This is a genomic window from Vibrio sp. Vb1166, from assembly GCF_033338695.1.
Lineage (GTDB): Bacteria > Pseudomonadota > Gammaproteobacteria > Enterobacterales > Vibrionaceae > Vibrio > Vibrio alginolyticus.
The window spans coordinates 104195-117859 of sequence record NZ_JAWOTE010000015.1; the positions used below are offsets into that span (position 1 = coordinate 104195).

General features: G+C 43.3%; 14 protein-coding genes and 1 pseudogene. 11 read left to right on the forward strand and 4 right to left on the reverse strand.

The genetic code is table 11. The annotated features are described in order from the left end of the window. Positions 1-84: 84 nt before the first annotated feature. The 3 genes from R7E51_RS15795 (at position 85) to def (ending at position 3274) form a co-directional block, all read left to right on the forward strand. Positions 85-1530 carry an AGE family epimerase/isomerase gene (locus tag R7E51_RS15795; protein ID WP_017635326.1) on the forward strand — a complete coding sequence of 482 codons (1446 nt, stop codon included), beginning with the start codon at positions 85-87 and terminating at the stop codon, positions 1528-1530. Positions 1531-2068: 538 nt separating this feature from the next. Beyond that, positions 2069-2533, forward strand: coding sequence for an ABZJ_00895 family protein (locus R7E51_RS15800; protein WP_017635325.1), 465 nt, complete (start codon positions 2069-2071; stop codon positions 2531-2533). Between the two features lie 234 nt (positions 2534-2767). Continuing rightward, complete coding sequence (def, locus tag R7E51_RS15805) at positions 2768-3274, forward strand: peptide deformylase (protein WP_017635324.1); 507 nt, start codon at positions 2768-2770, stop codon at positions 3272-3274. Positions 3275-3346: 72 nt separating this feature from the next. Here def and R7E51_RS15810 read toward each other — a convergent pair whose 3' ends face one another. After that, positions 3347-3754: a helix-turn-helix domain-containing protein gene (locus tag R7E51_RS15810; protein ID WP_021707542.1), complete on the reverse strand. Its 408-nt coding sequence runs from the start codon at positions 3752-3754 to the stop codon at positions 3347-3349. A gap of 84 nt (positions 3755-3838) precedes the next feature. Between R7E51_RS15810 and R7E51_RS15815 the strand changes: the two genes are divergently transcribed. The 4 genes from R7E51_RS15815 (at position 3839) to R7E51_RS15830 (ending at position 7481) form a co-directional block, all read left to right on the forward strand. Further along, positions 3839-4342, forward strand: coding sequence for a DUF2938 domain-containing protein (locus R7E51_RS15815; protein ID WP_017635322.1), 504 nt, complete (start codon positions 3839-3841; stop codon positions 4340-4342). 225 nt (positions 4343-4567) lie between these two features. Further along, the gene (locus tag R7E51_RS15820) at positions 4568-5596 is read left to right on the forward strand and encodes a phospholipase A (RefSeq protein WP_017820977.1); all 1029 of its coding nucleotides are present in this window, start codon (positions 4568-4570) and stop codon (positions 5594-5596) included. Between the two features lie 93 nt (positions 5597-5689). After that, positions 5690-6148: a hypothetical protein gene (locus R7E51_RS15825; RefSeq protein ID WP_005388759.1), complete on the forward strand. Its 459-nt coding sequence runs from the start codon at positions 5690-5692 to the stop codon at positions 6146-6148. 328 nt (positions 6149-6476) lie between these two features. Continuing rightward, on the forward strand, positions 6477-7481 hold the full coding sequence (locus R7E51_RS15830; RefSeq protein ID WP_086047432.1) for a metal-dependent hydrolase: 1005 nt from the start codon (positions 6477-6479) through the stop codon (positions 7479-7481). Positions 7482-7521: 40 nt separating this feature from the next. Here R7E51_RS15830 and R7E51_RS15835 read toward each other — a convergent pair whose 3' ends face one another. From R7E51_RS15835 to R7E51_RS15845, 3 genes are all read right to left on the reverse strand, one after another. After that, on the reverse strand, positions 7522-7914 hold the full coding sequence (locus R7E51_RS15835; RefSeq protein WP_086047431.1) for a hypothetical protein: 393 nt from the start codon (positions 7912-7914) through the stop codon (positions 7522-7524). A 481-nt stretch (positions 7915-8395) separates the two neighbouring features. Next, positions 8396-10156: an ABC transporter ATP-binding protein/permease gene (locus tag R7E51_RS15840; RefSeq protein ID WP_005388762.1), complete on the reverse strand. Its 1761-nt coding sequence runs from the start codon at positions 10154-10156 to the stop codon at positions 8396-8398. 173 nt (positions 10157-10329) lie between these two features. Then, positions 10330-10944, reverse strand: a complete 615-nt coding sequence (locus R7E51_RS15845; protein WP_206957714.1) for a 3'-5' exonuclease — start codon at positions 10942-10944, stop codon at positions 10330-10332. A gap of 356 nt (positions 10945-11300) precedes the next feature. Here R7E51_RS15845 and R7E51_RS15850 point away from each other — a divergent pair, with 356 nt between their 5' ends. The 4 genes and pseudogenes from R7E51_RS15850 to R7E51_RS15865 all read left to right on the forward strand — a co-directional run bounded on the left by R7E51_RS15850 (position 11301) and on the right by R7E51_RS15865 (position 13601). After that, complete coding sequence (locus tag R7E51_RS15850) at positions 11301-12161, forward strand: immunity 49 family protein (protein WP_031781244.1); 861 nt, start codon at positions 11301-11303, stop codon at positions 12159-12161. Between the two features lie 12 nt (positions 12162-12173). Then, positions 12174-12530, forward strand: a pseudogene (locus R7E51_RS15855) (threonine aldolase); the annotation flags it as partial. A gap of 82 nt (positions 12531-12612) precedes the next feature. Then, positions 12613-12873 (forward strand): DUF5062 family protein, encoded by a 261-nt coding sequence (locus R7E51_RS15860; RefSeq protein ID WP_005376453.1) that lies wholly within the window; start codon positions 12613-12615, stop codon positions 12871-12873. Positions 12874-13097: 224 nt separating this feature from the next. Continuing rightward, positions 13098-13601 (forward strand): YcxB family protein, encoded by a 504-nt coding sequence (locus tag R7E51_RS15865; protein WP_206957713.1) that lies wholly within the window; start codon positions 13098-13100, stop codon positions 13599-13601. Positions 13602-13665 lie beyond the last annotated feature (64 nt).

Here is a 13665-nt window from a genome sequence, read left to right on the forward strand (position 1 = left end):
CGTAAGGCGATTGTGAGCACGACAACAATATGCGTAAAGGGAGTTATTTATACTGGATAAAATTCAATAACTTAATTGAGTGTTATGTCTTTTAAATATCTTACCTTATTGCTCGCAACGACGAGCATGAGCAGCTTTGCTGATGTAGGCTTGCCTTCGGGGGATGATTGGTTAAACCATGTGACGAATGGCCTAGCCCCATATTGGATGATGGAAAGCGCGCATGGACAACCTGCGGGGAATTTTCCGACTTTTCGTTGTGATAACGGTGTCATTCTCGACCCACAAAAACCGTGTGAAGAATTAAACAAAGGGTGGATTAGCCCGCACTTCGATCGCGAATACACCCGCATGAAATCGCGCCAAACTTACGCTTATGGCGTGCTTTTTCATCTTACGGGTGACAAGCAAGCATTAGAGCTGGCAAAGAAAGGGGCTTATTACCTGATTGATCATCTACAAGATGAGAAAAACGGCGGCTTCGTGAGCTTTACGCGTAGTGGAAAACCGGGGATGGAGTGGCAACAGCGAACTTCTCAAGACCAAGCTTACGCTTTGGTGGGCTTGGCGATGTACTACTACTTGACGCAAGATCCAAAGGTTGAACAAGCACTTATCGACCAGCAAGCGTTTATATTTAAACAATACCGACGAAGCGATGATCGCGGTCTGGCGTGGGTTTTGAAAGATGGTGATGGGGAAAGTGAGAAGCAGCAAGAGTTAGTCGCTCAACTTGACCAAATTAATGGCTACCTGTTGTTAACGGCGCCACTTTTACCACCGCCAGCGCAAGCCAAGTGGAAACAAGATCTGGAGTGGCTGACGCAAGTGATGCTGGATAACTACCACTCCGACAAAGAGCGGCGTTTTTATGGCGCGATACACCACAAAGCGGTAATGATGCCAGATGCGAAACACAATGATTTTGGACACACCATCAAAGCGTATTGGATGACGTATCTCACTGGTCAGTTGTTGGAAAATTCCAATTGGACAGAGTTTGGTTTCAAAGGAATGAAACACACGCTTAAGCAAGCGCAATATCAGCAAAACTTTGAGCAAGTCAAAGCACTTTTCTCACCAGAATGGCAGAGTAAATGGGCACAAGAGAGCATTCCTGCTTGGCAATCAAGACCATACAAGCACTATAGCTCGTCTTGGGAATGGGCAGAGCTCGATCAAGCGGCAATGACAGTTTCCCTTGTTGATGGTTCGATGAAAGAAACGCTTCAATACACGTTACCCACCTTTATGGACGTGTGGGTGGATCATCAGTACGGAGGTGTTGGTCTGAATCCTAAATCAACCAAAGCGTTCCATTGGGGAAGTGGTTACCACCAGTTTGAACATGCGCTGGTCGGGTATTTGTACGCGCAACAAATGGCAAAACAGCCCGCCAAGCTTTACTACGCGCGACTAGCCGAGAGTAAAATGCCACTTAATCCATATTACTTTAGCGCAGACGTAAAATCGTTGTCGTCACAAAGTGATGGAGTCACCATCGCGACATTCACCAATATTCGACCTTAGGTTGGTCGATGGTGATGTGTTAGTTAAAGTCCGCGTAAAAGCCAATAAAGTCCTCCGATAGCAAGGATGACTATTAGCTATCTAGGTCTGTCACTAGATAAGCTTCAAGCAGTAATTGTGTAGGTAATGATCCCTGGGCACTTATAAAAAGCCGTCAGAACCAACTGGTTTTGACGGCTTTTTATTCTATGACAGGTAGAGGCTTCAATTTTCAGCGCTATAGGTCCATGAAAACTTAAGTGAGATTCCAATCACGTCGCATGATCTCACTAGTGTCATTGGAAATAAATGAATTGTTTCTGATACATAGAACGTATTAACATGGTTGCACTGGGCCCATATGAGTAAACTTATTGAATATACAATTTGAGAGAGAGGGTTTAGTTATTAAAAATAACAGTTAGTTGGAATCTAGGTTAAATGAAAATAAAACTATTTAAAAAGCTACAAGTTGTATTTCTTGTGGTGTTGTTTCTCTAGGTTGTCCAAGCGGAAGCATGATCTAAAACGCTTATTTTATTCAAATAAATGGAAAGAAATGAAAGTGGAATTAAAAAATAACTATTCAGAATCAGAAATAAACCAGCCACCATCGGTACTTCTTGTTACGTCTCTGTTGTGTCTGGCGTCCGTTTGTTGGGCTGCATTGCTGTTGGCCATTGAATATATTGTTGGGATAGAAATGAGTGGTACAGGCTTTCTTAGCACGTTAATCCCAGCCATGAGTGTTGGTTATTACTTCGGCTACAAGACTGGAGATGTAATGCCATCAAAAACAAGATGGTATGCTGTTTTACTGTGGACTTTAGCAAGTTTGGTAGTGTTCTCTCTTATCTTAATGTCGTTAGATATTTCTCCGTTTTATTTATTATCTGAGCTCGGTGGGGTAAGTATTTTTATTGCTATCATAATGCTAATAACGATTGGCATCGCCTACTTAATTTTAAAAAGTGGTGAGAAAATGGCGATTAGAGTGTTACTCAAAGCCAAGGAAAGTCAGTAGATAAAATACAACAAACGATTCAATTAGGATCATGACAAGACGCCAGCCATAATGTGCTGGCGTTTTAGTTTCCTGTTTGTAGGATTTTTTGTTTAAAAGGCAAACCCATTTATTGTGTTGTCGTTTGAGTTAATGGTTTATGCCTTGTGCGCAAGATAGCTTAGCAGGTTTATGTATCGAGAAACGTGTGTATAATTCGCCACGAATTACGATTTATAGATATGAAAGGTAAGTATGGCAGTCCTCGAAATTCTCTCCATTCCAGATCCAAGGCTTAAAGTAAAAGCAGAAAAAGTCACTGATGTATCGACAGTACAAACGCTGATAGACGATATGCTAGAAACACTTTACGCAACGGGCAATGGTATCGGTTTAGCTTCAACCCAAGTAGGCAGAAAAGAGGCGGTTGTTGTCATCGATATCTCTGACGAACGCAATGATCCTTTAATCTTGGTTAACCCAGAAGTGGTGAGCGGAGAAAACAAAGCACTTGGTCAAGAGGGATGCCTCTCTGTTCCTGAGTACTACGCAGATGTAGAGCGTTACACGTCAGTTGTTGTTTCTGCACTAGACCGTGATGGCAACCCGATTACAATCGAGAGCGATGAGTTCTTGGCGATTGTGATGCAGCACGAAATTGATCACCTATCTGGTAACTTGTTCATTGATTACCTTTCACCGCTGAAGCAAAAAATGGCGATGAAAAAAGTGAAGAAGTACGTAAAAGCGAAAGCTAAGTAATATGAGAGGAAGTAACCCTCCATGTCGAGTTACTTCCTTTTAAATCAAGAATAGGAAGGTAGTGAGAGCGGTTTATCTCTGTTTTTGGGGGACATAACGCTTTACGACCTTCATAAGCCTTTGAAATGAAGAACAGTCCATATGTGACTCATGAGGGCAGGTGGCAACATGGTTTAGGCTGTCTCGCACCGCTTTCAAACGTTTTATTTGCTCATCAATCTCAAGTGCCTTTTTTGTTAGTAAGTCACGATCGATATATGGCTTTGAAACTTCTGATTGATTCAACATTTCTGCCATTTCGTTAAGCGATATTCCAGCGATACGCCCCAAACTAATTAAATTGAGTGTATTGAGTACCTCTGGTGAATATTGGCGTCTCAATCCATTCCTTCCTATCGAGCGAATTAACCCCAGCTGTTCGTAGTACCTGAGCGTTGAAGTCGGCAATCCTGATTTTCTAACCACTTCTGCAATATCCATATTATTCCCCATTGACTTCAAGTTGGCTTTAAGTTGTAGCATGCAACTAAGACCTTAACAAATCAAAAACTTGAGGAGAGAAAAATGCTGCTTTTAATGGGATTGCAAGCGGTGCTAATAGGGATTGGTGCCACTTTGATAATGGATTTATGGGCATGGTTACAAAGGAGAGTGTTTGGAATTCCTTCATTAAACTATGCGTTGGTTGCGCGCTGGGTTTTGTACATGCCCCAAGGAAAGTTTATGCATGCGCCAATTATGGCGTCGGAGGCGATGCCGGGAGAAAAGTCACTGGGCTGGTTTTTTCATTATGCCATCGGCGTTACTTTCGCTTTGGCTCACGTTACTGTTTTTGGTCATCATTGGTTGGTAGAGCCCAGTCTAATGCCCAGCTTAATTACAGGCGTGGTAACGTTGATCTTCCCATTTTTGGTCATTCAACCTTGTCTAGGATTTGGTTTTGCTGCGAGTAAAACCCCAACACCTTGGAAAGCCCGTTTTCTTAGCACATTGGCGCATTTGGGTTTTGGTTTGGGTTTATTCATAGCCGGGTTTGCAATCAAAGTTACGAGCCAGTATTTTGCATAGAGAACATGAGCATCATGCAAACGAGTGGTTTTTATCTATGATGCTCAACTCTTGGTTGTTTTTGCGCTTTGCTCATAGTTGGCCGATATGTTCGAAGTCTGTTGCATTTATCCAAGATGTAAAGTCGGCGGACATTTAACATTGTCTTAACGTCAGAATGGCAAGCGGTTTACCAAGAAAAACTAAAATTATTTGGTTTGACATAAAGAATATTAAGGGTTTCAGATGGCTTCAAAAGTGGCAGGGATATCAATACTGAGTTTATTGGCAGCGCCAGTTGCGATGGGAGAAACAGCCAGTGCTTATGATTTATGTTTGCTAGACAAAATAAAGCAAAGCAAAGGTGAGGAAACCATAAAGAGCATTCGCGCGCAGTGTGAGCTTGACACAGTAACCAGCACAGTGCCCGCAGATCCAGAAATTGAAGAGCCTGAAGAACTTCAGGAAAGCTTGGTCGACAAGCGTTTGGAATCAGAACGAGAAAACGCGTTCGAACCGTTTAGCCTAGTCGCGCATCGCGTTAACTATATTCTTCCGTTTACATACAGTGATCGTGTAAATAAACGCGCGTATGCCGACACCAAATACGGCGATGAACTGCGTAAGGAAGAGGCGGAGTTCCAAATCAGTTTTAAAGTACCAATGAACTATGATGACTTGTTGTTTGATGGCGATGGTCTGTTTTTTGGAATGACTCTTAAATCATTTTGGCAGGTATACACGGGGGCAGCATCTCGTCCATTCCGTGAAACCAATTATCGTCCAGAGCTTTTTTACTACACCCCAACAGACTGGAAACCACTTGATGGTTCGACTTGGTTAGGTTTTGGTATTGAACATGAGTCTAACGGTCAGAGACAGGAGCTATCGCGCAGTTGGAACCGTGTCTATGCCAACTTAACCTTTGCAAAAGACAATTTTGCGGTTTCTATCCAGCCTTGGTGGCGTATACCTGAAGATGAAAAGACATCGCCTAATGATCCCAAAGGTGATGATAACCCGGATATCGAAGACTATATGGGACACTTTGAGCTATCGAGTGCTTACAAGTGGAATGGTTACGAGTTTACCTTTTTAGGTCGCCAGAACTTTCAAACACATAAGGGTTTTGCAGAACTCGGTGTGTCATTTCCGATTTGGGGCAAAGTTCAGGGGTACGCACAATACTCAGCGGGTTATGGTAAGAGTTTGATCGACTATGATCATAATCAGCAGCGGATTGGTGTTGGTATTGCAATCAACGGTGTTTTGTAGTTTTTCGTAGATGGATAGAAATTAACACTGGCAATTGAAATTTCAATATTTAGAATGCGAGGCTGAAATTGATTTCTAACCTAGAGTGATTTTATGCTTCGTGATTACACCTTCGATTGTCTTGTAACTATGCCTCGCCATGAGCTGGAAGAGTTTAGTGCTCGTATGATCAGTAAAATGGTGCCAGAAGACGTGATGAATGAGCTGTTCACTTTTGATCAAGAAGAAGTGGATAGTGAAGACCGCATGTTGTCTGCACGTCTTGATGCAATGCTACGCATGACAGCAATCGCACTGAGTGAAATTCAACAAGCGTTTGATGACTCAGACAACGCAAAGCAAAATAGCGAGCGAATGACGCGATTGGTGCTTTGGCATTTCTACGCGATCTCATTCCGTTTGGAAGAGGCCATCACGCTAGAAACACACTGTGCTCTAGTGGAAAAACTAATCGAAAATGCACCTTCGGATGTTTTTGCGTGGGTAAAAACATTGACGGAGCTGCTGCACACTTACGCTGAAATCAACGCGAAAGAGAATCCTCAAGACTAAACACCTGTCGTTTATCGTTCAGTAAATTAGAAACAAGGCGAGCCATTTGGTTCGCCTTGTTTTTTCGCGTCAGATAAACCTTCGGGTTTGAAATACCAAACAAGCCTAGACTCAGATTTGTTCGTTCACTAGCGAACGGCGTGATTCCTTCTTACACTAAATCAAGGTGTTTGTTGCTAAACAAGCAAATGCATGACTAAGTCGTGTATTGTTTTCCACTTAAATGCGGATAATTTATGTCGAAGAACCTTCTGGTTTTTAAATTGGAACCGACTATTGAGCGTGTACGCTTTCCAGCTGAGCTTCATCTATCTAAAGGAAGTGAACGATGGATCCGTTAACGCAAGGTTTATTGGGTGCAGCTTTGCCACTGGCCGTGAGCAACAAGCGAAACCTTGCAGTTGTTGGCGTGTTGGGCGTGGTCTCTGGGATGGCTCCGGATTTAGATGTGCTCATCCGTTCTTCAACTGATCCTTTGCTGTATTTGGAATACCATCGCCAATTTACTCACTCGCTCTTGTTTATCCCGTTTGGTAGTTTCATTTGTGCTTTGGTGTTGTATCCATTGTTCGCAAAAAAGCGAGGACTAAGCTTCCGGCAGAGTTGGTTTTACTGCGCGCTTGGTTATAGTACCCATGCGTTATTAGACGCATGCACCAGTTATGGAACACAGCTTCTATGGCCGATAAGCAACACGCGTTATGCTTGGAACACTATTTCGGTAATCGACCCCGCGTTCACACTCCCTATTTTAATATTGCTTTTGTTTGTTGCACTGAAGCGAAGCCCAAACTATGCCCGCATTGCATTTTTATGGTGCCTGGCTTACCTAAGTCTTGGAATGATCCAGCGAGATAGAGCAGAAGTAGCTGGTTGGGAAATCGTCAAAGAGCGACAACACAACGCTATACAATTAAAAGCCAAACCAAGTTTCAGCAATCTTTTGGTTTGGAAACTAATTTATGAAACGGAAGAGAGCTACTATGTAGATGCCGTAAGGGTGGGGCGTTCAATAAAAATTTACCCTGGCGAATCAACTCCAAAGTTAAATATAAAAGAGCAATTTCCGTGGCTAAACCCGCAATCGCAACAAGCAAAAGACATCGAACGTTTCCGTTGGTTTTCAAACGGTTTTGTAGCGAAGGATCCGAATAATGAAATGCGAATTGTTGATATGCGTTATTCCATCGTACCAAATCAAATTAATGCGTTATGGGGCATCAATCTATCCCCAAAAGCCAGCGCAGACGCGCACGTTGAATACACTGCTCATCGAGGAAGTACTGCAGAAGATCGCCAAGTTTTTTTCAACATGCTTACGGATTTTGAGTGATGGCTTTACTTTGGATACCGATGCGGTGTCGTAATAACCATTACGTAGACTGAAAGTCCTTTACTAGGGTCGGCTTGCTAGCGAAGAAAATTTTGCCAAACAGGGACTTGTACTTCCAGCCAAGAGACAAAAGCCGTTTAGCTAAGTTCTTGTTTTCAATGATTGCAACCTCAACACCTTGGTAGTGGTAAGGATTGCTTTTGATGTAGTCGATAAATGCAGTAAGCACGCCTTGCCCGCGAATGGAGGGTGCAAAGTTGACTGCTACAATAGAAAAGCGTTGGCTACCTGCTGGGCAACGGACTAAACAGTGCCCAAGAGGATGAGTAATAGTCTCAGAAAATTCAGGAAAAGGGCGAGACTCAAGCTCTTGAGAAAGCGCATCGTATCGCTGACATAGATAAGAAAATAGTTGTTTCGCTTCGCTGTTCATATCGGTGCCGCTTTTGTGTTGCTTGGTTTAAAGGCATTGATGTCTCAAATATTGTAACCATAGATAGCAACACAAAACGCGGTAAACTTTTTCAGTAATGATTTCCTATTTTTGAAACCTGAATTATTACAAATGAAGCTGATTGGGTTTTATATGGTAGTTGTGAACGAGTGTTTCTAGTTGAAGGGAGAATACGCTGGTTACTGGAATTCCTTTGTTAAAAGACGAGCTGCTTGGTTTAATGCCGCTCGTTTAACTGCGAGTGGCATCTTTTGTATTTCGTCACCTTGTACAGCGACGATGGGACATGATGTGGGATCTTCTACCCTAGCTCTTCATGGTCTAAATTATCTCATTAACCACTCAGAGCTAGATTCTTAGTCTCGCCAAGGCTCGCTGGACTGACACAAAAACATCGTTAAACTCCTGTTATTAAATTATTTGGTCCGCCTTTGCTTACTTTTGAACGCTTAACTAGGCGTTACTCCAAGTGCTTAAATTGCAATGCCACAAGTCGCTGATACAACTCACAGCTTTGCATTAATGATTGGTGGTTACCGACATCGACTAACTCGCCATTGTCGAGCACCGCAATTTTATCCGCATGTTGGATAGTCGAAAGACGATGAGCAATAATCAGCGTTGTGCGTCCTTTCATTAGAGCTTCAAGTGCTTGTTGAACGTGATGTTCACTTTCACTATCAAGGGCGCTGGTAGCTTCGTCTAGCAGTAAGATTTTTGGATCTTTTAGAATCGCGCGAGCAATCGCAATACGCTGCTTTTGTCCGCCCGATAGCCTAACGCCGCGCTCCCCTAAAAAGCTGTGATAGCCTTCGGGAAGCTTCTCAATAAACTCATGGGCATGGGCTTTTTTCGCGGCTTCGATAACTTGTTCATCCGTCGCTTCAGGATTACCGTAGCGAATATTATGGAAAACATCATGGCTAAACAGCGCTGGTTGTTGTGGTACGAGCGCCATTTGACGTCGAAGCTCGTTTGGATCGAACTGTCGAATATCTTCACCACCAAACAACACTTGCCCTTTTTGCGGATCATAAAAGCGTTGCAGCAGTTCGAATAGTGTTGTTTTACCGGCACCAGAAGGGCCGACCAACGCCAACACTTTTCCTTGTTCAGCAGTTAGATTTAATTCTTTGATTGCTGGTTGATTTGGTCGAGAAGGGTAGTTGAAACTCACCGAATTAAAGTTAACCTCAGCAGGCATGTCGGAACGGACAGGCAAATAGTTGCTTGGCGCTTTAATATCACTGTCTACTTGAAGGATCTCAATCAGCCGTTCGGTAGCACCTGCGGCTCTTTGCAATTCACCCATGACTTCGGAAATGGTTGCAGTCGATGAGGCAACCATAATGGCATAAAACACAAATGCGGCTAGGTCACCCGCAGACATTTTTCCGTGAATCACATCGCTGCCGCCTATCCAAAGCATGCCTGAAATCGCGCTGAACACAATCACAATAACGCCTGATATCAGGATCGCGCGCTGTTTTACTCTCTGTCTGCCTACTTCATAAGCTTTTTCCACCTCGACAGCGAAAGCCGCTCGTTCATGCGACTCTGAGCTAAAACTTTGCACGGTTTTAATATGTTCTATCGCTTCTCCAGCGTAGCTTCCGACATCGGCCATTGAGTCCTGACTTTGGCGAGAGAGAGCACGCACGCGTCGTCCATAAAACAAAATCGGAACCAGAACCAAAGGCACAGAAGCAAGCACAATCAGCGTGAGCTTAACGTTGGTAGCGAATAACATAATGATGGCACCAAAACACATCAAAGCGCTACGCATCGCCATCGAGAACGATGAACCAATAATGCTTTGCAGCAATGTGGTATCGGTAGTCAGGCGCGACATTATGTCGCCGCTACTGTTGGTCTCAAAATAGCTCGGATGCAGCGTAATCACATGGTTAAACACCGCAAGGCGAATATCCGCACTAACGCGCTCACCTACGGAAGAGACAAGGTAAAAGCGAAAGAAAGTCCCAATGGCAATACACAATGTTACACCGACAATAAACTGAATCGCATTGGTAAGCTCTTGCAGTGATTGCTGAGCAAAGCCTTGGTCGATAAGAATACGTACTCCATAGCCAACGGATAACGTCAAACTTGCTGTCGCGACAAGGGCAACCAAGGCCGCCGCAACCCGCCATTTATAGGGTGCAATAAAGGTGTTGAGTTTAAGAAGAATGCTGAGATTTTTGTTATTTTTTCTGCTCATGAGTGACTCAAAAAGCGTTTTAGGTACCTGGCATAGTAAGCCAGTTTGGTTGGTGAGACCAGCGAACTACCGCGTTCGGATTAGGAAATTCACTGGGATAACCAATATCGCATGTATATCGAAAATCACTTAAACGTCGAAGAGACTAGAATCAGCTTTTAGTTCGGAGGGTGTTACGCACGGCTTTTGGCGAGTAGCAGGTCGACTTTTCCTTTGGCTGTTTTACTGACCGTTTGCATCAACTGAAAACTTGGTTTTTCGACGCCTGAGTTTTCTATCCCTTCGACCATTAAGAGCCAAAGCTTGGCTGTCATTTGCGCATCGGCTAGTGCACGGTGGAAAACACCGTCGTTGTCGATATTTTTATAGCGAACAAGTTCACCTAGCTTATGTGATGGGGCTTCTTGAATGAGCCGTCTTGCTACCAGTAAGGAGCAAGCAAACTCACCCGAATAACCACAGTTGATTCGTTCAAGCTCTGCATCTAAAAATCGTTTATCGAAGGACGCGTTGTGAGCGACAAGGTTCTCGCCAGCAATGAACTCACTAAATGACGCCATTACCTCTTCGCAGCTTGGTGCCGATCGCAACATATTGTTGGTAATGCTGGTGTAGTTCTCAATGAAAGAACTCACTCTGAAACCGGGATTCATGAGTTGCTGAAAACTATCTACAACCTCGCCATTGACTAACTTTACTGCACCAATTTCTATTGCGCGATCACCTAAAGTAGGAGAGAGACCTGTGGTTTCAAAGTCGAGTACGACCACAGAGTTTGCTTGAGGCATAAAATTTTCCAGCTGAGTAATATTGCGCAAGAGTATTATCGAAAGCGACAGAAAAAGAAAGGCGAACACAATGGTGAATATCTGTCTATCTTTACTCCACAAAGTCAGTGTTCGTCGTCCACTGTTTATGGACAGGTACGTTCTGGCTTACCCATCGCGGCTTGTGCGGTAGCCTTATATTTCAAATGTTTTTCGGCTTTTCGATTCATTTCAATTAAGCATTAACTTTCGATACAACATACTGATTATAAATTGATTTTATAAATCAACTTCGGCATCATTCACGGCTTGATTTTGAGGATGAATATCATCATAGCAAAAAATTAGAACAACTTATAATGCGAGGCTAGGGAACGATGGAAACAATAAAAAATCACTATTTAGATATACCTGAAGAAAGAAAATTGCGTATTTTTCGTGAGGAAGATGAAGATTTTTACAACTTCTGGGAAGAAATGCTTGATGAAAAACAATCTTTTTATCAGCAACCTCTCAAAAGAATGAAAGGCGACGCTTGGTATTCGCTTGATTCATTCTTCACTGCTTCAAAATACGGACAACATCAGGCCTCGCCAGCTTATATAAAAAGAGCACTTGAGTTACTGAATAACGTGTACTTGCTGGCCAATCATTCAGACAAAGTGGTTGAATTCTCCGTTGGGCACCGACACTTTTCGGAAGTAGGTAACCGTTCTGTTGCAGAAGGAACAATGGATGCATGGTTGGATGAAATCTGTTTAGCGATGGCTGCGAGAGATTGGCGCTGCGTAGAGCTGATGACCATCATGGATGAGTCGTTAGTGCGTTTAAAAGATCCATTCGATGTTGCGCTAGTCGAGTTCGTTAACGGTGTATTTAGCAATTCATCAGCGTTACCAGAGTTATTGCAAACTGTGATGGAGAAATCCTCCCCGCAATACTTAGAATCAACCAGAGTGCCATATGTACACTCTTTGTTTATTCCATTTGTGAATGTGTTTGTTGCCATTATCGATGGCGATGAGGCGCATTATCAAGAAGCACTGAGAGATGCGTTAGAGGCGCATTACCAGTTCTACATGAATGAAGATGTTCGTTATTCGCCAAAAGGGAATGTTTCTTTGAAACTGATTGGTCTTGCTGCATTGGCATACGATAAGTATGGCTGGACAATTCCAGAAACCGCATATTTGCCAAAGTGGCTCGTTTACGGTGAGCATGATCTCTGTTCTAAATAAATCATTAATGGAACACCTTATGTAGTGTCTGCGGCAATGCCGTTCGATGAAAGGTTGGCGCAGCTGCGGGCTCTGTTTGAGCGAACAAAACAAATCTACAAGATCATTGATGAGTTCCCATCTTTGGCGGTAAGACCAACCCAGCCTCAAGCAAATATGTTGCACCTTATCCTGCCATTTAGCTGCGAAGAGTTGAAAGAACTCCAACACACGTTTGCCACGGAAAAGGGCATTTGGTTTGGTAACCCGCAAGTCACGGCACATCCAAATCAATCGATTGTTGAATGGTATATTGGTGACTACCTGCTCAATCTTGGTGATGACGAATTAAGGTCGTTTTTCAATCAGTTACTCGGTAAGAAGGCATAAACTTATCAATATGCGAGCTTACTAACACGCCATACGCGACACTTCATGTATTCTTAATTGAAGCGAAGAAGAGGATTTATAAATGTCAAAAAGCTCCAAGCTTCACAATGAAGACAAACTGGTTAAGAAGGCACTAGAGATTGGTGGGAAGATGGCGAAGCTACAAGGCTTTGACCTTCCTCAGTCACCACAACCTCTGAGAGTAAAAGCGATTTACCTATTCTTGGTCGACGCCAAACAGATCACGCCACTACCGGAAAGCAAGCTAGACGGCGCAAGCATCAAACACCGACTGGCAGTCTGGATACACAGTGCATTGCCAGACAACGACCCTCTAAAGTAGAAAACCTCAACAAGTCACACAGGGTATTTATTAGCAAGGCGAGCCAAATGGTTCGCCTTGTTTGCTCTTGGCAAGTGCACCGAGGTCTTTTGGCGTGGCGGTATCATTGATTTACAAAACAGAATCAAAATGACTAAAGATAAATCCCGAGAAGCGCTACAATGCAGGTGTTGCGAGAGTGCAACCAAGATTACTCATTTACAGAAGCCTTGAAGTAACCATACATGTCTAAAGATTTCGAATTCACTACAGAATACACACTCGACAAGCCATTTTTTGCTGAGTGTTATGATCAAACTAGCCAGCCAGTTAAGTTCCCGCAAGCGTATTTGAAAGGGATCCTCTTTCTAATTTTTGGTGTGGTTTTATTGGAGTTTGAACTGCTACCTAACGGTTACGTCGGTTGGTTCTTTATCGTATTGAGTGTGATTGAAGCGTGCAGCGTTTACTTCAAAAGAACTTGGTGGCTGTGGCGTCAAACCATCAGCTCAAGCCGCGGCAGTAAAGTGGTGTTTGAAGTGAATGCAGATGGCGTGCGCTACAAAAGCGGTAAAGTTGACCGCAGCCTCGCTTGGAATGAAATCGACCAACTCGAACAAACTGATTTGGGCTTTATCCTTCACCTTGGTAAACAACGCCAATACATCAGCAAATCTTGCTTAAACGAAGAAGTGATCACGTTTATGGTAGAGCGGCACGCGGCATCAAAAGAGAGTGACCCGTCCTGATATGGGTTGACACTTTTTAACTAAAACGCTCGATGTACTTCATCGGGCGTTTTGTATTTTAAAG